The organism is Draconibacterium mangrovi (genome assembly GCF_010586825.1).
Classification (GTDB): Bacteria; Bacteroidota; Bacteroidia; order Bacteroidales; family Prolixibacteraceae; genus Draconibacterium; species Draconibacterium mangrovi.
Genome location: NZ_JAAAGB010000006.1, coordinates 320559 through 342057 on the forward strand (window position 1 = coordinate 320559; position 21499 = coordinate 342057).

16 protein-coding genes are annotated in these 21499 nt (G+C 37.5%); 15 read left to right on the forward strand and 1 reads right to left on the reverse strand.

Going from position 1 to position 21499, the window contains the following annotated elements; translation table 11 throughout:
- The first annotated feature begins 57 nt into the window (after positions 1–57).
- Positions 58–1476, forward strand: a complete 1419-nt coding sequence (ahcY, locus tag G4420_RS16425) for an adenosylhomocysteinase (RefSeq protein WP_163325025.1) — start codon at positions 58–60, stop codon at positions 1474–1476.
- Positions 1477–1527: 51 nt separating this feature from the next.
- Here the strand turns inward: ahcY and G4420_RS16430 are convergent, their stop codons facing one another.
- Entirely contained in the window at positions 1528–1971 is a 444-nt protein-coding gene (locus G4420_RS16430; RefSeq protein WP_163325026.1) for a Rieske (2Fe-2S) protein, read from the reverse strand.
- A 112-nt stretch (positions 1972–2083) separates the two neighbouring features.
- On the opposite strand from G4420_RS16430, the gene G4420_RS16435 reads away from it, so the two are divergent.
- The 14 genes from G4420_RS16435 (at position 2084) to G4420_RS16500 (ending at position 21125) form a co-directional block, all read left to right on the forward strand.
- Positions 2084–2473, forward strand: coding sequence for a hypothetical protein (locus G4420_RS16435; protein ID WP_163325027.1), 390 nt, complete (start codon positions 2084–2086; stop codon positions 2471–2473).
- Positions 2474–2638: 165 nt separating this feature from the next.
- Positions 2639–3112 carry a transcription elongation factor GreA gene (greA, locus tag G4420_RS16440; protein WP_163325028.1) on the forward strand — a complete coding sequence of 158 codons (474 nt, stop codon included), beginning with the start codon at positions 2639–2641 and terminating at the stop codon, positions 3110–3112.
- Between the two features lie 5 nt (positions 3113–3117).
- A complete protein-coding gene (locus G4420_RS16445; RefSeq protein WP_163325029.1) occupies positions 3118–3513 on the forward strand; it encodes an HIT family protein in 396 nt (131 codons plus the stop codon).
- Positions 3514–3638: 125 nt separating this feature from the next.
- Positions 3639–7286: a DNA polymerase III subunit alpha gene (gene dnaE, locus G4420_RS16450; RefSeq protein ID WP_163325030.1), complete on the forward strand. Its 3648-nt coding sequence runs from the start codon at positions 3639–3641 to the stop codon at positions 7284–7286.
- A 46-nt stretch (positions 7287–7332) separates the two neighbouring features.
- The gene (gene trxA / locus G4420_RS16455; protein ID WP_163325031.1) at positions 7333–7650 is read left to right on the forward strand and encodes a thioredoxin; all 318 of its coding nucleotides are present in this window, start codon (positions 7333–7335) and stop codon (positions 7648–7650) included.
- Between the two features lie 196 nt (positions 7651–7846).
- The gene (locus tag G4420_RS16460) at positions 7847–8776 is read left to right on the forward strand and encodes a DUF58 domain-containing protein (RefSeq protein ID WP_163325032.1); all 930 of its coding nucleotides are present in this window, start codon (positions 7847–7849) and stop codon (positions 8774–8776) included.
- Between the two features lie 65 nt (positions 8777–8841).
- On the forward strand, positions 8842–10329 hold the full coding sequence (locus tag G4420_RS16465; RefSeq protein ID WP_163325033.1) for a YifB family Mg chelatase-like AAA ATPase: 1488 nt from the start codon (positions 8842–8844) through the stop codon (positions 10327–10329).
- Between the two features lie 13 nt (positions 10330–10342).
- Positions 10343–11764, forward strand: a complete 1422-nt coding sequence (locus G4420_RS16470) for a recombinase family protein (RefSeq protein WP_163325034.1) — start codon at positions 10343–10345, stop codon at positions 11762–11764.
- Between the two features lie 369 nt (positions 11765–12133).
- Positions 12134–13498: a conserved phage C-terminal domain-containing protein gene (locus G4420_RS16475; protein WP_204273718.1), complete on the forward strand. Its 1365-nt coding sequence runs from the start codon at positions 12134–12136 to the stop codon at positions 13496–13498.
- A gap of 399 nt (positions 13499–13897) precedes the next feature.
- Complete coding sequence (locus G4420_RS16480; RefSeq protein WP_163325035.1) at positions 13898–17581, forward strand: PIN domain-containing protein; 3684 nt, start codon at positions 13898–13900, stop codon at positions 17579–17581.
- Between the two features lie 470 nt (positions 17582–18051).
- Entirely contained in the window at positions 18052–18231 is a 180-nt protein-coding gene (locus tag G4420_RS16485) for a helix-turn-helix domain-containing protein (RefSeq protein WP_262888336.1), read from the forward strand.
- Positions 18232–18925: 694 nt separating this feature from the next.
- A complete protein-coding gene (locus G4420_RS16490) occupies positions 18926–19573 on the forward strand; it encodes a hypothetical protein (RefSeq protein WP_163325037.1) in 648 nt (215 codons plus the stop codon).
- A 24-nt stretch (positions 19574–19597) separates the two neighbouring features.
- Positions 19598–19957: a hypothetical protein gene (locus G4420_RS16495; protein WP_163325038.1), complete on the forward strand. Its 360-nt coding sequence runs from the start codon at positions 19598–19600 to the stop codon at positions 19955–19957.
- A 352-nt stretch (positions 19958–20309) separates the two neighbouring features.
- On the forward strand, positions 20310–21125 hold the full coding sequence (locus tag G4420_RS16500; RefSeq protein WP_163325039.1) for a hypothetical protein: 816 nt from the start codon (positions 20310–20312) through the stop codon (positions 21123–21125).
- Positions 21126–21499 lie beyond the last annotated feature (374 nt).

The window sequence follows — 21499 nt, forward strand, 5'->3', positions numbered from 1 at the left end:
GTTGCAGAAATTGTTATTTTTGCACACTTTTTTATTTGAAAAAATTAAATAATAGATATGACCGTGTCAGTTCAGGAAAAACTAGATTACAAAGTAGCCGATATTTCATTGGCAGAATTCGGAAGAAAAGAAATTGAGATCGCGGAGAAGGAAATGCCGGGATTAATGGCCATCAGGGAAAAGTTTGGCCCGCGCAAACCGCTTAACGGCGTGCGTGTAATGGGTAGCTTGCACATGACCGTGCAAACGGCTGTTTTAATTGAAACACTGGTTGCCCTTGGAGCAGATGTTCGTTGGGCAAGCTGTAACATATTTTCAACACAGGATCATGCAGCGGCAGCTATTGCAAAAGCCGGGGTGCCGGTATTTGCCTGGAAAGGTGAAACACTGGAAGAGTACTGGTGGTGCACCCGCGAGGCAATGAGTTTTCCGGATGGAAAAGGCCCGCAGCTGATTGTTGACGATGGAGGCGATGCTACCTTGTTAATTCATAAAGGATATGCTGCCGAAAAAGACGCCAGCGTTTTGGATGTGGATGCATCAAGCGAAGAAGAAGAAGTGATTCTTGAATTGCTGAAAACTACATTAAAAGAAGATAACGGGAAATGGCACCGCACAGTAGCTGAATGGAAAGGTGTTTCAGAAGAAACAACTACAGGAGTGCACCGTTTGTACCAGATGGCCGATAAAGGCGAGTTGCTGGTACCGGCGATTAATGTTAACGATTCGGTAACCAAATCGAAATTTGATAACCTGTACGGATGTCGCGAGTCGCTGGCCGATGGCATTAAACGTGCTACCGATGTAATGATTGCCGGGAAAGTGGTTGTTGTTGCCGGTTATGGCGATGTTGGTAAAGGTTGCGCTCACTCGATGCGTAGTTATGGCGCCCGTGTAATTGTTACCGAAATCGATCCGATTTGTGCGCTGCAGGCAGCCATGGAAGGTTTCGAGGTAAAAACAATGGAAGAGGCAGTGGACGAAGGAAACATTTATGTAACCACCACCGGAAACTGCGATGTAATTACTGCCGAGCACATGGCAAAAATGAAAGATCAGGCGATTGTTTGTAATATTGGTCACTTCGACAATGAAATTCAGGTTGCCCGTATGGAAAAATGGCCCGGTATCGAAAAAATAAATATCAAACCACAGGTTGATAAATATACATACGAAGATGGCCATTGTATTTATCTGTTGGCCGAAGGTCGTTTGGTAAACCTTGGATGTGCAACCGGACACCCGTCGTTTGTAATGAGTAACTCGTTTACCAACCAGTCGCTGGCTCAAATTGATTTGTGGGAAAACGACTACGAAGTGGGTGTTTATACTTTATCGAAAAAACTGGATGAAGAAGTTGCCCGTTTGCACCTGGCGCAAATTGGTGTAAAATTGACTGAGCTTACCGACAAACAGGCCGCTTATTTGGGCGTTTCGAAAGAAGGCCCGTTTAAGCCGGAGCACTACCGATATTAAGAAGAAAAATAGATGAGATAGAAAATGGGTTTCACTTCGTGGAGCCCATTTTTAGTTGAATACTCTTAAGGTATTTCCTGCAAGCGATGTGTTGTATTGTTTTAATGGTGCCGCAGCGGGCCCTTTTAATACGGTGCCGCCAATAAAAATATATTCCGATTCGCAACACGAGCATTTTCCTACAGCTCCATCGTTTACAACCCTGCATGAAGGGTTGATTTCGTTAGTGCAAGCCGCATCAAAAGCGTAATATGAGCCTTCTATTTCGCAATAAACAATAACACCTCCAAATCCCTGGTTCGGGAAGTAGGCTGAGTTGCCAGGCACGGTTAGTTCGTTGTATAGCCCTAAATCAAGATTTAAGCCCACCCAAACATCCGGAATTTCAGAGTCAATTTCGTTGCACGACGAATACATCAGAAAAGTAAATGCAATAAAAAACAAATACTTCATCCCCGAATAACCCGATTCCCTGCTGTGGCACTTTTTTTGCATGATGCTAACTTTGTTTTATTATTCTTTAACGCGAAAGTTTTTATTTCCGTACGTGTTTCGTACTTTTATAAATTGAACAGCCAAAAATACAATTTATTGCTGATAGAAAATTATGGATGATATAGTAGTTATTATATTGACATTGATAGTTGCCGTGTTTGGCATTCTCAATAAAACACGTAAAAAGAACGCTACGCCCGGAGAAGCTGCGCCCTCAACAGGCAGTGCCCAGGATTTTTGGGAAATGCTGATGGATGACAATAAAGATGTGCCGGGTCAATCACAGCCGCAGGTAGTGTACGAAGAAGTGGAGGAAACGGAGCCTGTACAGGAAGTTCGTCCGGCATTCCAATACAGTGCTGAAGTAAGAAAATCGGCGCCGCTAAAAAGAAAAGAGGAAGAAACAAAAAAATCGAAAAAGAAGTCGTTGATACTGGGTGAGAGTTTTTCGTTGAAGAAAGCCGTGATTTATAGCGAGATTATCAACAGGAGATATATCTAACTGTGTAAATGCCACCTGTTTTCGATATTTTTTTTGCGTAGAATATTTTAATATTCAAGAAATTATATAATTTTGCATTAGGAAGAGTTCCGGGCAAATCGGGATTCTTTCTATTTTTTTATGCCTACGTTGAGGCGAAACAATTTAATAAAAGGAGGATACAAAATGTCCGAAGTAACATATTTAACGAAAGACGGATTAGAGAAGCTGAAGAAAGAGTTGGAGCAGTTGATGACTGTTGAACGCCCAAAAATTTCGAAGCAGATTGGCGAGGCCATTGAGAAGGGTGATATATCGGAAAATGCCGAGTACGATGCAGCTAAAGATGCCCAGGGTATGCTTGAAGCTAAAATAGCACAGATAAAAAATATAGTGGCCAATGCCCGAATACTCGACGAGTCGAAAATTAATACGTCACAAGTTCAGATTCTGAATAAAGTAACTATAAAGAACAAAAAGAATAATGCTACCATGCAATATACTTTGGTTCCCGAAAGTGAAGCGAATCTGAAAGAAGGAAAGATATCGGTACAAACGCCAATTGCCAAAGGATTGATGGGCAAAAAAGTTGGTGATGTGGTTGAAATTAAAGTTCCGTCAGGAGTAATACCTTTTGAGATTGTAGAAATTTCAATTTAAGAACGATGGCAAGCATTTTTACAAAAATTATCAATGGTGAGATCCCTTCATACAAAGTAGCTGAGGACGAGAATTATTTTGCTTTTCTCGATATTTTCCCAACTGCAAAAGGACACACTTTGGTAATTCCGAAAAAAGAGGTAGACTACCTTTTTGATTTGGATGATGAAACCTACGCAGGTTTGCAAATGTTTGCCAAAAAAGTGGCCAAAGGATTGGAAAAAGCTGTTCCCTGCAAAAAAGTTGGGGTAATGGTTTTGGGTCTCGAAGTGCCACATGCACACATTCATTTGGTACCTATGCAAAGCGAACACGATTTGCTGAACTTTGCCGACAAAACAAAATTCCCTCCCGGGGAAATGGAGCAACTGGCAAAGCTCATCGCTGAAAATATTGACTAGAAAGAAGTCCCGATCAAAGCATCGGGCTTTTTTTTTGCTCTAAAAATTCCATCAAAAATTATTAACATCCCCCGGATAAGGCTGCGAGAATTGGTATCTTTAAAAACTTTTTTAGTTCAGTTTTTATGGTTCCATTTACGCATTTACACGTACACTCGCAATACTCTATTCTCGATGGTGCAGCCAGCATTGGCGATTTGGTAGGCAAAGCAAAAAGCGACAATATGCCGGCTTTGGCTTTAACCGATCACGGAACAATGTTTGGCATTAAAGAGTTTCACGCGGCCTGTTCGAGGGCAGAAATCAAACCAATTTTGGGATGTGAAACTTATGTGGCTGCCCGCACAATCAATGATAAAAGCGATAAGGTCGACCGCTCGGGGCATCACCTTATTTTGCTGGCAAAAAACAAGATCGGTTATATTAACCTGATCAAGCTGATCTCGACAGCCAGCACAACCGGTTTTTATTACAAACCGCGTATTGATAAAGAGCTACTCGAGAAACATCACGAAGGTTTGGTCGCATCATCGGCCTGTTTGGGAGGAGAGATTGCACAGCATATAATGGCCAATAACCTGAAAGCTGCCGAGGATGCCATTTTATGGTATAAAAACCTGTTTGGCGAAGATTACTACCTGGAGTTGATGAGGCATCCGGCACAATCGCAACGCGAGCGCGAAGAGGTGTACGACTGGCAGGTAAAAGTAAATAAGCAACTGGTTCCGCTGGCTAAAAAGCTGGGCGTTAAATTAATTGCCACCAACGATATTCACTTCACCAACGAATCGGATGCGGAAGCGCATGATTTGTTGATCTGCCTGAATACCGGAAAAGATTTTGACGACCCGAACCGGATGCGTTACACCAAACAGGAGTGGTTTAAAACGCAGGCCGAAATGAATGAGCTATTTAAAGACCTTCCGGATGCGTTGGCAAATACCAACGAAATTGCCGAAAAGGTTGAGGCTTTCGAACTGAATACATCTCCTATTATGCCGGTGTTCCCCATCCCTGAAGAAATTGGAACGGAAGAAGGTTTTAAGGAGAAATATTCAGAAGCTGATTTGCGCGAAGAATTTGGTGATTCGGCCTTTGAACGTCTTGGCGGATACGATAAAGTAATTCGTGTAAAACTGGAGTCGGCGTTTTTAGAGCACCTTACATTCGAAGGGGCGAAAGAACGTTATGGCGATCCACTAGAGAAGAGTGTGGAAGAACGCCTGATTTTCGAGCTGAATACCATTAAAACAATGGGTTACCCCGGTTACTTCCTTATTACGCAGGATTTTATAAACTGGGCAAAAGATAACGGAGTGATCGTTGGTCCGGGACGTGGATCAGCTGCCGGTGCGGCCGTATCGTATTGTGCCGGGATTACCAACATCGACCCGATTAAATACGACCTGCTTTTCGAGCGTTTCCTGAATCCCGACCGTATATCGCTTCCCGATGTCGATATCGACTTTGATGATGACGGACGACAGCTGGTACTGGATTACGTAACCAACAAATACGGGAAAGATAAGGTGGCCCACATTTGTACTTTCGGTACTATGGCTACCAAGTCTTCGATCAGGGATGTGGCCCGTGTGCTAAAATTGCCCTTGCCCGAAGCCGATCGTTTGGCCAAGTTGGTGCCCGAGGCTCCCAAAATGAGTTTCAAAAAGGCTTTTAAAGAAAGTCCCGATCTGGCAAGAGAAAAGGATTCGCCTATTCCACTGGTCGTTGATACGCTGAATTTTGCTGAAAAACTTGAAGGTTCGGTGCGAAATACCGGAGTGCACGCCTGCGGAATTTTGATCAGTCGTGATCCGCTGACAGACCATATTCCGTTGATGCCGACCAAGGACGAAGAGCATCTGCTGACAACACAGTACGATGGTCGTTTTGTGGAAGACATCGGTTTGTTGAAAATGGACTTCCTCGGACTGAAAACCCTGTCGATTATTAAAGAGTGTTTGGAGAACATCAAGCTGTCGAAAGGAATTGAAGTTTCGATAAATGAAATTCCGCTCAATGATGAAAAGACATTCGAGCTTTTTAGCCACGGCGAAACCACAGCTATCTTCCAGTTTGAATCGGACGGAATGAAAAAACACCTGCGCGATTTGAAGCCTAACCGCTTTGAAGACCTGGTGGCCATGAACGCGCTTTACCGCCCGGGACCAATGGAATACATTCCCGATTATATTGCACGTAAACACGGTAAACAAAAAGTGGATTACGATGTGCCGATGATGGAAGAATACCTGAGCGATACTTACGGTATTACAGTCTTTCAGGAGCAAGTGATGTTACTCTCGCGTTTGCTGGCGGGCTTTACCCGTGGTGACTCGGATACGCTGCGTAAGGCGATGGGTAAGAAGATTATGTCGGTGATGGAAAAGCTTAAAGTTAAGTTTGTTGATGGTTGTAAAGCCAACCGGCAGTTTGTTGATGAATGCAAAAACAAAGGGAAGCAGACCGACGAAGTAATTAATAAAATATGGAAAGACTGGGAGGCATTTGCTTCGTATGCATTTAACAAATCGCACTCGGTTTGTTACGCTTACATTGCTTACCAGACAGGTTTCCTGAAAGCACATTACCCGGCCGAGTTTATGGCGGCCAACCTTAGCCGAAACCTTAATAATATTGTTGATATAACCAAGTTAATGACCGAGTGCAAGCGTATGAAACTGAATGTACTTGGCCCGGATGTTAACGAAAGTTTTATCAAATTTACAGCTAACCCTGAGGGCGACATCCGTTTTGGAATGGGAGCTATTAAAGGAGTTGGTTCCGCAGCCGTTCAGCATATTATTGATGTGCGTAACGAGCGCGGTCATTTTAAAACCATTTACGATCTGGTGGAGCATGTAAACCTTCAGTCGGTGAATAAAAAGAACCTCGAAGCGCTTGCTATGGCAGGAGCTTTCACCAACCTGGAAGGGGTAAACCGCAGTTGCTTTTTTGCCGGCGAAAATGAAAACGACGACACCAATTTTATCGAAAAACTGATTCGATATGGTAACCGCGTACAGCTGGAAGCGCAGAGTGCACAGCAAAGTTTATTCGGAGGAATGGGAGGCGGACAGGACATTCAAAAACCACCTATTCCACAAGTGGATGAGTGGGCAAAGCTTATTATGCTGGAGAAGGAGAAAAACCTGATCGGGATTTATCTAACAGCACACCCGCTTGATGATTACCGTTTGGAGATCACCAATTTCTGCTCGAGAGAAGTGGCGCTGAAAGACCTGAACAACGATATCTCGAAATACCAGGGTAAAGACTTTACATTTGGAGGAATGGTTACGGCAGCGCGCGAAGGACAGTCGAAAAACGGAAATATGTATGCCGTTATGACGTTGACGGATTATACCGATTCAAAAGAACTATTCTTCTTTGGGAACGACTATGTTAACTTCAGTAAATTCTGCAAAGTGGGGATATTTATCATGGTCAAAGGTTCGGTGAAGCAGCGTTTTAACAGCGATTTTTACGAGTATAAAGTTAACAGCATTGAGCTGCTCGACGATGTGCGCGAAAAATACATCAAAAGTTTAACCATTAACGTTCCGCTAACAGCATTAACCGAAGACTTTGTAAAACGCGTCGATCAGATAGCCGGAGAATACAAAGGAAAAGCCCTGCTGAAATTTAATGTTTTTGATACCGAGAACAATATGTACATTGAAATGTTTTCAAGAACTACAAGGGTAATTCCTTTGGATGGTTTTCTGAAGTTTTTTGATGAACAACCGGAAATGAGTTACAGAATTAATTAATTTTGTGTTACCGAGAAACGATATACAATAATAAAAAGATAATAATATGGCTTTAGAAATTACAGATGCCAATTTTGAAGAATTGGTAATGAGTTCAGACAAACCGGTGATGATCGATTTTTGGGCAGTTTGGTGTGGCCCTTGCCGAATGATTGCACCTATTGTTGAAGAAATGTCGGCTGAGTACGAAGGCAAAGCAGTAATCGGCAAAGTTGATGTTGACAACAACCAGGATGTAGCAATGAAGTACGGAATCAGAAACATTCCTACAGTATTGTTTGTGAAAAACGGCGAAGTTGTTGACAAACAAGTAGGAGCTGCTCCAAAACAAGCTTTTATCGACAAGCTGGAAGCGCTGCTGTAATAGCATTTTTATTAGGACTGTCATTTCGACGACGCAGGAGGAGAAATCTTTTTCAATAAAAGATCCGGCTTTCTTGCTACCCGAAATGACAGTTTTTATTTTCAATTGACAGATTTCGACTACGTTAAGTCTGACAGTATCCTGAGCTTAATCGAAGGGAGTTCAATAAAACAACATTACTTTTCTTTTTATCATTTTGAAGAACCTGATCGACATAGAACAATTTCACCGTTTTGATAACCTGGGGCTGGTGGCTCACGAGGTTGTTGAAGGTTTTATAACCGGCTTGCACCGAAGTCCTTTTCATGGATTTTCGGTTGAATTTGCCGAACACAGGTTATACAACCAGGGCGAGTCGACAAAGCATGTCGACTGGAAATTGTTTGCACGTACCGACAAACTTTTCGTAAAACAATACGAAGAGGAAACCAACCTGCGTTGCCAACTTGTGGTCGATACTTCTTCATCCATGTTGTTCCCTTATACAAAAGGGAAAAAGCATTTACACAACAAACTGGCTTTTTCGGTTTACACGGCCGCTGCACTTATTTACCTGATGCGTAAACAGCGCGATGCCGTTGGACTGACGCTTTTCTCCGACGAAATAGAGTTCCATTCGTCACCACGAATTTCATCGGTAAATGCCGAGGTGATGTACGGAAAACTTTCGGAGCTCATTCAGCCCGAAAATGCCGTTTTACGAAAAAACACCAATACCACACAGGTGCTTCATCAAATTGCCGAGAATATTCATAAACGTTCGCTGGTAATTATTTTTAGCGACATGCTCGACAGCTCGAAAAACGAGGAGTTGTTTTCGGCACTTCAACACCTGCGTTTCAACAAACACGAGGTGATTCTTTTTCATGTGACCGACCATTCTTTAGAGCGCGAGTTTGAATTTAGTAACCGTCCGCACAAGTTTGTTGATTTGGAGAGCGGACAGGTGGTTAAGTTTAATCCTTCGGAAGTAAAACAGCATTACACCAATACGGTTAGCGAGTATTTCGAAGACCTGAAAGTAAGGTGCGGGCAATACCAGATTGATTTGGCCGAAGCCGATATCAACAAAGATTTTAAGGAAGTTTTGTTTTCCTATCTGGTGAAACGGAAAAAACTGTACTAAAACTAACCTTTTAAAATTCAGCGCTTTTTACTACATTTAACTAATATTAAACTAAATCCCCGTTTATGTTAGTTAAAACCTTCGGAAGCGCAGTCTTCGGCATTGATGCCACTACAATTACCATTGAAGTTGATGTAACCACCGGAATTAAATTCCTGCTTGTGGGTTTACCCGACAGTGCTGTGAAAGAGAGTCAGCAACGAATTGAATCTGCCCTGCGCTTAAACGGCTACAAATGGCCCAAAAAGAAAATCATCATTAACATGGCTCCGGCTGATATTCGTAAAGAAGGATCGGCCTACGATTTACCGCTGGCAGCTGCTGTTTTGGCCGCATCGGGACAGATAAATCACGATAAATTATCAAAGTATGTTTTAATGGGCGAACTCTCGCTCGACGGAACTTTGCAACCCATAAAAGGTGTTTTACCCATTGCCATTAATGCCCGTGCCGAGGATTTTGAAGGTTTTATTCTGCCCAAACAAAATGCACGCGAAGCAGCGGTTGTCGATCGCCTGAAAGTTTTCGGCGCCGAAAATATTAAAGAAGTGATCGACTTTTTAAACGGTGAAGGAAGCCTTGAACAAACGGTAATTGATACACGTGCCGAGTTTTATGCGCAAGTCAATAATAATCCGCTTGATTTTTCCGATGTAAAAGGACAGGAAAATGTAAAACGGGCTTTGGAGATCGCAGCTGCAGGAAGTCATAACATAATTTTGGTTGGCCCTCCCGGGTCAGGAAAGACGATGCTCGCAAAACGAATTCCTACGGTGCTGCCTCCTTTCTCGTTAAAAGAGGCGCTGGAAACCACCAAAATTCATTCTGTGGTTGGGAAGATTGATAAAGAAACATCGTTAATGACCCGCCGTCCGTTTCGGAGCCCGCATCATACGATTTCTGACGTCGCTTTAGTCGGTGGCGGAAACTACCCGCAACCCGGTGAAATTAGCCTGGCACACAATGGTGTTTTATTCCTCGATGAATTGCCGGAGTTTAAACGCACAGTGCTGGAAGTAATGCGCCAGCCGCTGGAAGACCGGAATATAACCATTTCACGAGCGAAATTTTCGGTGGAATACCCGGCAAGTTTTATGCTGGTGGCTTCCATGAATCCGTGTCCTTGTGGGTATTACAATCACCCCACAAAAGAGTGCGTTTGTGCGCCGGGAGTGGTACAAAAGTACCTCAACAAAATCTCAGGGCCGCTGCTCGACCGTATCGATATTCACCTGGAAGTGGTGCCTGTACCATTCAAAAAACTATCGGAAATGGAATCGTCGGAGAATAGTGAGGCGGTTCGCGAACGGGTGTTGGAAGCCCGTCAAATTCAGGAGAAACGTTTTGAGAATCATCCAGGTGTTTATGCCAACGCACAAATGAGCTCGAAACTGATACGCGAATACGTGGTGCTCGACAATGAAAGTAATAACCTGATTAAAAATGCCATGGACCGGCTTGGCCTCTCTGCCCGTGCTTACGACCGTATTTTAAAAGACATAAAAAACAATATAAAGCATAGAAGAAATATTATATTTGTATCGTTGAATTGAAGCAATACAAAATATGAGTAAAAAGATTGGTGTTATCTATGGGCGTGTAAGTAGCGAAGATCAGGACTATACAAGACAGGTTGAAGAGTTAAGTAAATGGGCAGTAGCATTAGATATAGAAGTATCAAAGGTATTCGTTGAGAAAATAAGCGGATCAAGAACAGAGGCTAAGGAAAGACCTCAGTATATGGAAATGCTCCGATACATAGAAGATAACAGCATAAAACACATACTGTGCCATGAGGTATCACGATTAGGGCGTAACAATAAAGAGGTGGTGGACTTTTTTGAGAATACAGTAAAGAACAAAATTTGTCTATATATAAAGAAAGACAATTTAATAACACTTGACGACCAAGGTAACAAGACGACAACAGCCACATTAACAATAAATATATTGTCTGCTCTTGGAGAGATGGAGGCAGAGCAATTAGCAACGAGAATAAAATCAGGAAAGATATCAGCAGCAAAACAAGGAGGTGATTTTAACGGTAAGATATACGGCTACGATTCAGTTGATAAACGCCCACAGGTAAATGAGGTACAAGCCAAAAACGTTCGTACTATCTTCAATATGTTAGCCAAGGGTATTGGCTCACGTTCAATAGCTGCACACCTTAATGCCAATGTAGGTGACAAAAAATGGACTCCAGCAGCCGTTCATTCTATCGCAAGAAATTCATTTTTTAAGGGTGAGAGAAAATACAAGGATATTATTATTCCAGTTCCTTCAATAGTCAGTTCCGAGTTATGGCAGAAAGCTAATGATTCAATCGATAGTAAAAAACAATATGCGGGGAACAATACTGTGAATGTAAATTTACTTCAGGGGCTCATAAAGTGTAAGAAGTGTGGTTCGACCATGCATCAAGTAGTTAATCCATCGCAAAGGGCGAACCTCTACAAATGTTCCAACGGATGCAAAACACAAATCAATCGCCCATGGTTGTATTTTGTGGTAAGACAACATGTGGAGGAGTATGCAAAGGCATCAAAGGATGCAGATAAGCGCAAACAGTTACAGACTGACAAGGAACTAAAACAAGCTGAAATAGTTGTTCTAAAAGCCGAAATCGAGAAAGTAAAAAAGAGGCTTAGTGCTTTGTTAGACGTTTACTTGGATGGTGATATAAGCAAGGAAAACTACCATGAAAAGAAAGATAGTCTAGAGAGTCAGATTAATGCAATAAATACAAAGATATTTGATTATGAGGGCTTCATTCGTTCAGTTGACAACACACTATCTTCCGACATTAGTCATTTTTCTACAGATGAGGAGGTATTCAAGTCTGAACTAGCATCTATATTGGAGCATGTATTGGTTTGGGAAGGCATGGTTGAGATACAGATTAAAGGTTGGTTTAAATTTCTATTTCGAAAACGTAATGGAGCCGAGATTGGATGGATGATTCGCAACGGTGAGTTTCGGTTGTAGTCTATTATTTCTTGTTCCAGTGGAAACAATTTCATGAACCATTTAACGGATACTGGGCTTAATAATGGAGCGCAAAGTTATGCTGGATTGGGAGTATAGCAGTTATAAGGAATTCAGATTAAAGTCTAGACCTGCACACAATGGCTCATTGAAAGGTGGTTTTAGCAAGGAGATTAGAGAAATATTTGCATAGGATTTATTAGCCTTATGTGGTGGTAGATAGTTCGTCTATCAAGCCCTACAGAATTAAAGGGGTGTTTATTAATTCATAAAATATATGAATGGTAAACACCCCTTTCTTTTGAAAAAATTGAGATAGTTAAAATAAGTTTAAATAATTGAAAATTAAAGTGAAAGGAAAAAATGAGGATGAACAAAAAAAGAGGATTTGTGAAAATTTTTAGAAATTTAACTGAATGGGAATGGTATCATGATGTAAATACTTCTAGAGTATTTATACATCTACTTTTGACTGCAAATTTTGAGGAAACTTGTTACAGAGGAATTGTTATTCCTAAGGGATCAGTTGTTACTGGTCGGAAGGCTTTAGCTAAGGAATTATTTATGTCTGAACAGGAAGTTCGCACTTCCTTAAACAAATTGAAATCAACCAACGAAATCACCATAAAAGCAACCAGCAGATATAGTGTTGTAACTATCTGTAAATGGGTCGATTATCAAGTTTTCAACAACAACGGGCAACCAACAAGTAACCAGCAAGTCAACCAAGTAAATGTCCAGCAAAATAACCAGCAAAAAAGTCACGTCAAACTCAGTAGCGAAGAGGGTTTTAGAGGATTCGATAATCAGCAATCAACCAATAAAGTAACCAGCAAATCAACCAAGGAAACAACCACATATAAAGAAGATAAAGAAGAAAAAGAATATAAAGAATATAAAGAAAAAGATTATGTCGACAGAGTCGACGCATGCTCTGATTTCAATTCACTTCATGGAGTGGATGAGCTTAAACAGAATATAGAAGTCAAAGAAACCTTAGTAAATACCGAGAAGGTTAAAAAGGACTTTTTCAAAGAGATTTCAGATATCTATTCCCACCTATCGCATAAGGTGGGGAAAACTTTTAAACCAACTTCACTCCATGCAAAACATCTTAGAGCTAGATTGAGAGAATTTGGTTCTGACAAAGAGACTTTAGAAATTATCAAAGCAGTAATCGATCTAAAGGTTGAGGAGTGGTTAGGAACTAAGATGGAAAAATATTTAAGACCAGAAACTCTTTTTAATGCTGAGAAGTTTGAGAAGTATCTAGAAGCGTATGAAGACTCACCACGATGTAGAGCAGCTAAACTCTCATATGGTGATGTTTTGGACGATATAGGAAAACTAGAAGGACTTAAAGACACCGACAAGCTACCTATCAAGTTTACTCCGACTGAAAAGGGGATTCTTAATGGAAAAGAGAAGTTTGAGTCAGATGTTGAAGTTCGATTTATAATTACAACTTTAAAAAACAAAAATGGGATTTGTACCTACAATGGCAATAAGCCTGAAGCGAAAATAAATAAGCTGCATATCCCTTACGGTGAAGAGATAACCGAGAGTGATTTAATTGGATTTGATGAGCATAGTATGGTTTTTGCAAAGTTCAAACCATCAAAGAAAGGTTTACAATTTGGTAAGACTGAAGAAGAAAAGCTTTACAAGGTTAGAGTCATAATCGGCTGGGCAAAATTTGGAGAAGGAACTTTCTATAACGCACGGAAGGCATAGCGCAATAATGCTGAGAGCTAATTTAAGGCCAAAATTAAAGACTTTTAGATGCTGCTTGACAGAATGTCATATGAGGTACGAAAGTTGCTTAAAATTCATCACGGGTGACAATATGATTAATTATAATAAGTAACTATTTGCTAATATAAATGTTTTGCAAATTCTAAAGGCAAGTATGCCTAATTACAGATTAAGCTTAGGTCATTTATAAAACAGATAACGACATCCCATTTTATTGCTCTAGTTTTTCTTAAGTTCAACATAATAAATTACTTTTGAAAAACATAAGCTCATTTTCAATAGAGTTGATGTTTATTATAGGAAATTGTCAACCTTCAACGCAATCCTCAGGTTTGCACAAAGGCGAAACTAATAACCTACATACAAATACAAAGACTTATGGAACCACTTTCATCATTCGGTATAAGTATAGCAGCTGGAATTGCTCTAGATATTTACAATAAATCACAAGGAATTGTAAAAAAGGAAATTGAAAAAGCATTTGAGAAAGCATTAAGTTTATGGTGTGTAAATAAAGATATCCGAGATAGAAAGAGAAAAGAAATCAAGACAGTGCTTAATAAATTTATCGCTGAGCCAGAACTTCTAGCTGACCTAAATAATCAAAGTCCTGAATTGAATTCATTTTTTGAAAAATTTGATGAAGCTCTAGTCCATTATAGTGCCGCATATAATTACATTAAAGGAATCAAAGATTTAGAGTGGCACAGAAAAGAGGTATCATTCCTTTCAAGTATAAAAGACACCGTTGAAGACACCAATAAAAAACTTACTGATTTTATAGGGAATAACCTTCCCGAAAGTAGTAAACTTCTCGAAGATGAATGGAAAAGACAACTTGTCGTTTATAAAGAAAATATTTTAAACTTTAAACCTAAAACGGCACTTAACTTGCTTCTAAAACTTGAAGAAAGTTTTGCTACAAATGATGTAAAACCTTCGAAAAGTCTATTATCGTCAATTGAATTTTTGAAAGCGCAGTGCTATGAATTAATTGGCAATTCAAAAGAAATGTATCAAAGCTATATCAAAGCTAATCAATTAAATTCCGCTACAATCCAAATCAAGGAAAGGGCTTGTTATTCATATGCAAAAATCAAAGAAAATGAGAAATCTAATAATTTGATTGAAGAGATTTTAAAATATGATGAATTTAATTCTTGGGCGTGGGCAGTTAAAATTATCCTTGATGAAGGTAGAAATTTAGAATCTCACATATTGGGAACTCCACTATTGGTTAGAAATGATTGGAACTTTAAAAGGTTGGTTTACCTAAATATTTTAAATGGTTCCGATTTTGCACATCAATTGGAAATATTCAATAAATATGAGTTTTTAAATGAAAGTTACGACGAAGAGCCACTCACTTTATCTAATTATAAAAAAGCTTTATTTGTTGTTCAGATTAATCTTACTCAATTATTAAGTGCCCCGTTTCTTGAATTCACAAGAAATCAAACAAATGATATAAAACTCATAAAAAATATCAATATAATATTTCGGCATTTCATAAATGAGATGGCTGAATCAGAGATATTAGGCAACTTTAAAACAGTTGAATTTTGTTACTACTTCTCGGAATTTGTTTTGACAGGAAGTAGGGAATCTGTTCTTAAAATGAAGTCATTATATGCTGAAATCAATAAACAAGACTTATCTCTTTTGATGATGTTAGCAAATTCACTTCAATTGATTGGCGAGATAGATGAAGCAATAGCGGTTATTAACAAACAAGAAACTAAGTTGATTGAAACAATTCAGCTTGAAGCCTATTGTTACATTAAAAAGTCCGATATTGAAAATTACATACGAGTTTCTAGGGAACTTCTTAACTCAATTACAGAAATTGATTTAAACTCAAGCGAAAGTATTTTCGCGATCCCTGTTACTCTTTATGATAATAATAGAATAAATGACATTGAAGTTTCAGATTTTTTGACCGACAAAGAGTTTGAAAATGAAGAATTAAAAAAATTCGTCACCTCTTTTGTTCAAATTCTTAAAAGAGAAAATATTGAAGGTAGTATTAAGGAGTTACAGTCAATTGAAAACAAAATATTTAAACTGGAATCTAGCATTAGATTCTATATCCCATTTTCATATTATGTACTCGAAAGGTGGGATTTAGCTATATCATCATTTAGGAAATATCTTTCTACAGATAAGCAATCTCGCGATTTATACTTTTATATTCTTGCTCTAGACAAATCGCTATCTAATCACAAGGAACTTCTTGAATTATTGGCAATTTGGAGAAATGGTTTCGCCTTTAATGAAGTATTATTGAAAATTGAAGCAGATGTTTGTCGCCAATTACCAGATTGGGATAGATGCTTAATTATTTCAGAGAAATACTTGTCGAAATATCCGAGTGATGAACCTTCCCTGGTACTTAAACTATTCTCGTTAAATGAAATAGATATAAAGGATAAAACAGAGAAAATTAAGGAGCTTGCTGAAATTTTTAAGACACACGATTTTAAATTCTATGGTCATGTTCAAAGTGTAGTTAGAGTACTAATTGAAAATAAGTTTTATCAAATTGCATTAGATATTCTATACAAGAAAGCAACGGATAATGGCAATATTCAAGCTCGTATGGATTATTTCTTGGCGACGACACAAATGCCAGAAGAGCTCATACAGGAAAAGGAAATTGTTGAGTTAGGCAGCTATGTCAAATTTTCAATTGATAATGAAACTAAATTCTTAAAAATCGATAAAGGAAATTCTCTCGCAGAAAGATTACTTGGTCATAAAACGGGGGATACAGTTATTATCGAACGCCCTATGGTTAAAACCATTGATAATGTTCAAATACATAGAATAATGAATAAGTATCTCTACTTACATGATGAGATACTTGAGGACGTAAGATCAAATCCATATTCAGGCTTTCCAATGCAATCTGTTCAGTTTAAAGATACTTCACCGGAGGGCATAAATAAAACATTTATAGAATTGTTTGGTGCTGAAGGGACGATTCGAAATGATAGACAAGATGACGCCTTTAAAAACTATTACAATTTTAATTTGTCATTTACTGAAATAATTATTCAAATATTTAACTCAAATTATTTGGGGGGTTATTTCAACTTAATAATTTCTAAAGATGGAATTACTCAAATTCCAATGATTTATTATCCTGAGAATATCTTATTTAAGGATGTTGAAATTGTTCTTGATGTTAGTTCATTACTTATTTTACATCAAATATCAAGAGAACATAACATCATATTTGAACATAAATTTCTAATTGCGAAAGGAGTTGTAGAATATATACGTGCATCTCTAAAAAAGGAAAAGCATGATCCTAAAGAAAAGATGTCAATAAATATTACGCTGGATGGCGTTACTGCGGATAAAATTCCTGAAGGAGCTTCAAGTAGCAATGTCATATATTTGCAACGACTTTTGGAATGGATAGAATCGAATTGTACTGAAACGATAGTAGCAAGCAAGCTCGATTTAATTCGTAAATTAGGAGGTAAGATAGAAAACGAAATATTCATGAGTCTCCTAATTGAGAATCTTTCGTTAGTAATGGAAAAGGAAAATCGGATTCTTTTAACTGACGATTCCATATATTTTAAGTTTCTTCCTATCAAAAGCAGGAGAACAATAAGTTCTGAACTGTATGTAAAATCAACGGAACATGGTAATGATGGATGTTACAATGAATTTGTAAAGAACAAATACGTTGGCCATACATTTCAATCAAATATATTAGTTCAAGAATTCAATAAGAAACTTAAAGACCAACCTAATAATTTTGCTCATTGCATCAATAATACAACGCTGAGATTGATACCAAACAAGAATACAATCTATACAATTGTTGGTTTTTTGAAGCAAATGGCTATGAATCCTGTTATAACTGCCGATTTGTTTAAGCAAGAATCAACAAGTGCGATTGTGAATCTTTTAAAAGGGCAAAAAGATAACAAACCATACCGTATAACAGAATTGTTGCTTAGAAAGGAGTTTAAGTATTTGGGAACAAAGCTAGATTTAGTATTGCAAAGTTATGAAAGAGCGCTTGTGATATTAGGGATTAGTTAATCTAATTCAGCACATAAGGATAAAACACCATACTATAGAATTTAAAGGTTTGCTTAAAGTACATGTTATTACTTCAAAGATTGAATGAGGTAAATAAAACATACTTCTCATGCCATTCATACAGTTTACTGAAATAAGTATTGATATCTATTGCACAAGGCGAGAATGTGAGGTGGCATACAAGTAATATAGATTATTACTACACTCAATAGTTAAATTTGAACAAATATCGAATATGTTCGAAAAAAAATAGAAAAAAATTATATTTTTTTAAATGCCAGTTAGACAGGGTGATAGGGAGTATAAAGGGCAATAAATAGATAAAAGTGCCTAAAATAAAATCAAAATAATCCTCCGATTTAGCTGTTTGAAATAGTATATAAGTGGAGGGACATGTGTAATTATGCATCATAATTCAAGTCCTCATCTAGTTTTAACATTTACAACTAATAAAATACAGGAGACACAACATGAAAGAATACTATTCAATTAGGGAGGTAGCTAAAATTTTGGACATGAAACCAAAAACAGTTCAAAAATATTGTAGAGAGGGTAATATCAAAGCAGGTAAGATTGGTAAAAATTGGATTATTACAAAAGCAGCAATTAACGAATCAATTGTTTATACCGAACCAACAGTAGAAAATTAACTCACTCTTTCATAGGGTGACAAAATAAGTTAGTATTCGAAATAGAAACAATCGAAGATTCATCCACAAAGACACTTTTGTAGAGATGGCAAAAGGTCTATATTAATTCAATCTTGAATAAAATTATTTATTCTAATGTCATGTGTAATGTGTTATTTATTAGTATGTTGATGCTTTTAGGTAATCAGATGTTTATCATTATGTGCCTTTTTAAATGATACTAATAAGGGACCCGTTATATGTCTGAATCACCGTATGAAATGAAACAGATATTTGAATGATACTATTTTTTTGTTCGGGAACTTTTAGACCTGCCTTCAATATCCGTACTCATTTTACATTAACCCAAAACTTCTTTTTTTTACATAAAAGCTAGAGAGTCACCCAATTAATTCAGGGTGACTCTCATATTAAACAAAGGAACTTCTTCTTTTAAACTATATATAAAGATGTGAGCCACAACATGTGGCTTTCATCTCTTTTTAATTAGAGAGATTTATTTTGGTTATTCATGTTTGCAATACATAATAGCTGAGAAGATAATACGCCAATTGCCTCTCCTTCATTTATAAGAATCTTCTTTTTTCAGTAATATTTATAAAAGCAAAGGAGAGTCACAAATTAAGTGACTCTCCATTCACTCAGTAAAGTAAGGCAATAATGCCAAACATTATAAATACAAAAATTATAGATTATGAGTTTAATTAACAGAAAACAAAGTCAGACTCAGGAAGCATTAATTAATAATGTAGAGACTATAAATCCTGTGAACCTAAAGGAACTATTACAGAGCTTTATTCTAACAAATGTTATTTCATCAAGGGCAATTGACAAAGCCTGCATAAGGTTTGATTTGAAGGGGTTTGAACAAGAAATTAAGGATTCCTACTTCACAACACGTAATGGAGAGAGGTACTCTTTAACAATCAAGGCTTTTAAAGCAATGAATCCAGACTCAAGGGAAAAGGAGATTTGTAATGGACTATTAATCGATTGTTACGAAAAGTTTATAGTAAACGGTAATAGGAAGGCTAAAACAATGGATGACTTCGCTCAGGCATTGGTCGATAAAAAAAACAAGATTGAAGACAAGGAACATTTAGAACGAATCCTAAAAGCAATGGTTGCCATAGGATACATTAACAGACATTTTAACCATGGATCTTATATGAACGGATACAATTACACATTGGAGCTATCTGATTATGGGTGTAAGGTATTGTCGAAAACACTTCCTCGAAAGTATTTAATGAAATTACCTGAGCAGTTTAGAAATGAAGTAAAGGAAAAGGTTTCAGATATTAAACCTGCATCTAATCCTTACAAAACAGTTGAACTATAATACCCCTCATGAAGAACAAAACAAATGATTTACATTGAGATAGACAAACACGGTAGACAACGACTAGTGAGTAGCTTTGATGAAAGCATGATCGTATTAAGATCATGGAACAAAGAAGACGAGAGTAACTATTCAAAAAGCACATTTTCATCAGGACATCAACGGAATAATAAGGCAGATACACCCGAGTTGACAGAGCTACGAGATAGACAAAAACAAATCTTTTTAGCTTCAATGGCTTTGCTTAAAAAGATCCGCGAGGAAATAAGAGAATTCAACTTTGAAGAAAAAGCATTTTTGGAGAAAGCAAAGAAAGAGTATAATGAGATAGGTGAAAAATATTTAGGTGTACGTTTCTCCACATTTTTAAGAGGTGTCGTTTAACCACACCACAAAAATAGACATGCAAAAAGCATTGACAGGCAAAGAAAGACAGCCACTAGCTTTCCTTATGATTGGTGGGATCTTTTTCTTTTTTAATGTCAGGTGGAGAACAATACTAAATTCTGTTTAATTTACTTGAATGGTGACGGATTGTTTAGGGAATTGATTTTAAGAAGTACTCCACTCAATACGAAATGTATCGTTTATTAGGGAACATCATCTAACAATGATGTTCCCTAAAATATTACCAATAGAATTACAGTTAGGTTTGATTGAATAAATGAAAATTGATTTGCAGATAAAATGAAATATTTTTTTGTAACATTATGGTCAAATAATATAAATTATTACAATGTTAAAAAACGTGTTGAGAATTCAGAATTTAAAGGGACAATTTACCATTTGTTTTGCAGTATTCCTTTCGATTACATCATGTGTAAAGGTAAAAAGTAAGTATATTAAAGAAGAAAGAGAGATTGCAACTTATGAACAAACCATTAACGGTTCTTTGTATGATTTGAATTTCGAAGTTATTAATACAACTGTTGCTGATAGTATTACTGTTGCTGATAGTATAGAGATTTTGAATAATGAATCATTGGAGGTGTTGCTTTATCTGAACGATTTGGCAGAGAACGATGACAACTTTGTGTCGAATTCGGTATTTACTACTATTATGCTTGTTCAAGAAAACAATTCATTAGATAGTAGTATTGATAGATATGCAGAACATATCAGTAATAATTTAAGATACAGTCGTGTAGAAAAGGATAAGTTTCTGGATGTCGTAAACTTACAATTACGGATAAGCAATTACAAGGGACTAAAACAAGACTCAGTACTGGCAAATATTGTAGGCTGCAAGTACATAATGAACGACCTTTCTGGTAACCGCTTTGAAAGAAACGATAATTACATTTTCATTGATGGTGAACTGATTGAAAAAACAGATATAGAGGGAAGAAAAAATATAATTGAAAAGAACAAGGTAGCTGCAAAAGAAGCGATAGAAAGATTCAATAACAGTCTTAATGATGATATAAAACGCTTAAAGGCCGTAAATGATGAGAGGGAGAAAAAACTGGAAGAAATTAGAAAAAAATATAAAAGAATTGGTGACGGATACGACGATACGAGAGATTTAATGAGGTTAGAGAGAGGTTACTAGCCATAAGAAATAAAATTATTTAAACCGTTCTATTTTGAACGGTTTTTTTGTGCCGTATTGATTAGGTTAAATGGCAATACAAGCAATATTAGACTGTTCTAAACACAAGTAACACCTATCTTGCGTCAACATACTATTGAAAGTGGCCAGACTCCCAAAAAAATAAAGATGTAATGCAATTATCGGTCAATTACAAACCTCACAAAATAAACGGGTGCGGGTATAAGCTAAAAACATAATATAAAATTGTATTTGCTTTGTGCTTGGTTAGTGTACGAATGCATAAGGCGTCAAATAAACTGCAGATTATTAAGATGTTATAATTGCGTATACAGCATCAAATAATAAGTGAATGATTAATGCATATTGTTACG

Excerpts from the sequence above, each read along its gene's own strand:
- ahcY (WP_163325025.1), top strand. The coding sequence starts at position 58 with ATGACCGTGTCAGTTCAGGAAAAACTAGATTACAAAGTAGCCGATATT.
- G4420_RS16430 (WP_163325026.1), bottom strand. The coding sequence starts at position 1,971 with ATGCAAAAAAAGTGCCACAGCAGGGAATCGGGTTATTCGGGGATGAAG.
- G4420_RS16435 (WP_163325027.1), top strand. The coding sequence starts at position 2,084 with ATGGATGATATAGTAGTTATTATATTGACATTGATAGTTGCCGTGTTT.
- greA (WP_163325028.1), top strand. The coding sequence starts at position 2,639 with ATGTCCGAAGTAACATATTTAACGAAAGACGGATTAGAGAAGCTGAAG.
- G4420_RS16445 (WP_163325029.1), top strand. The coding sequence starts at position 3,118 with ATGGCAAGCATTTTTACAAAAATTATCAATGGTGAGATCCCTTCATAC.
- dnaE (WP_163325030.1), top strand. The coding sequence starts at position 3,639 with ATGGTTCCATTTACGCATTTACACGTACACTCGCAATACTCTATTCTC.
- trxA (WP_163325031.1), top strand. The coding sequence starts at position 7,333 with ATGGCTTTAGAAATTACAGATGCCAATTTTGAAGAATTGGTAATGAGT.
- G4420_RS16465 (WP_163325033.1), top strand. The coding sequence starts at position 8,842 with ATGTTAGTTAAAACCTTCGGAAGCGCAGTCTTCGGCATTGATGCCACT.
- G4420_RS16470 (WP_163325034.1), top strand. The coding sequence starts at position 10,343 with ATGAGTAAAAAGATTGGTGTTATCTATGGGCGTGTAAGTAGCGAAGAT.
- G4420_RS16475 (WP_204273718.1), top strand. The coding sequence starts at position 12,134 with ATGAACAAAAAAAGAGGATTTGTGAAAATTTTTAGAAATTTAACTGAA.
- G4420_RS16480 (WP_163325035.1), top strand. The coding sequence starts at position 13,898 with ATGGAACCACTTTCATCATTCGGTATAAGTATAGCAGCTGGAATTGCT.
- G4420_RS16485 (WP_262888336.1), top strand. The coding sequence starts at position 18,052 with ATGAAAGAATACTATTCAATTAGGGAGGTAGCTAAAATTTTGGACATG.
- G4420_RS16490 (WP_163325037.1), top strand. The coding sequence starts at position 18,926 with ATGAGTTTAATTAACAGAAAACAAAGTCAGACTCAGGAAGCATTAATT.
- G4420_RS16495 (WP_163325038.1), top strand. The coding sequence starts at position 19,598 with ATGATTTACATTGAGATAGACAAACACGGTAGACAACGACTAGTGAGT.
- G4420_RS16500 (WP_163325039.1), top strand. The coding sequence starts at position 20,310 with ATGTTAAAAAACGTGTTGAGAATTCAGAATTTAAAGGGACAATTTACC.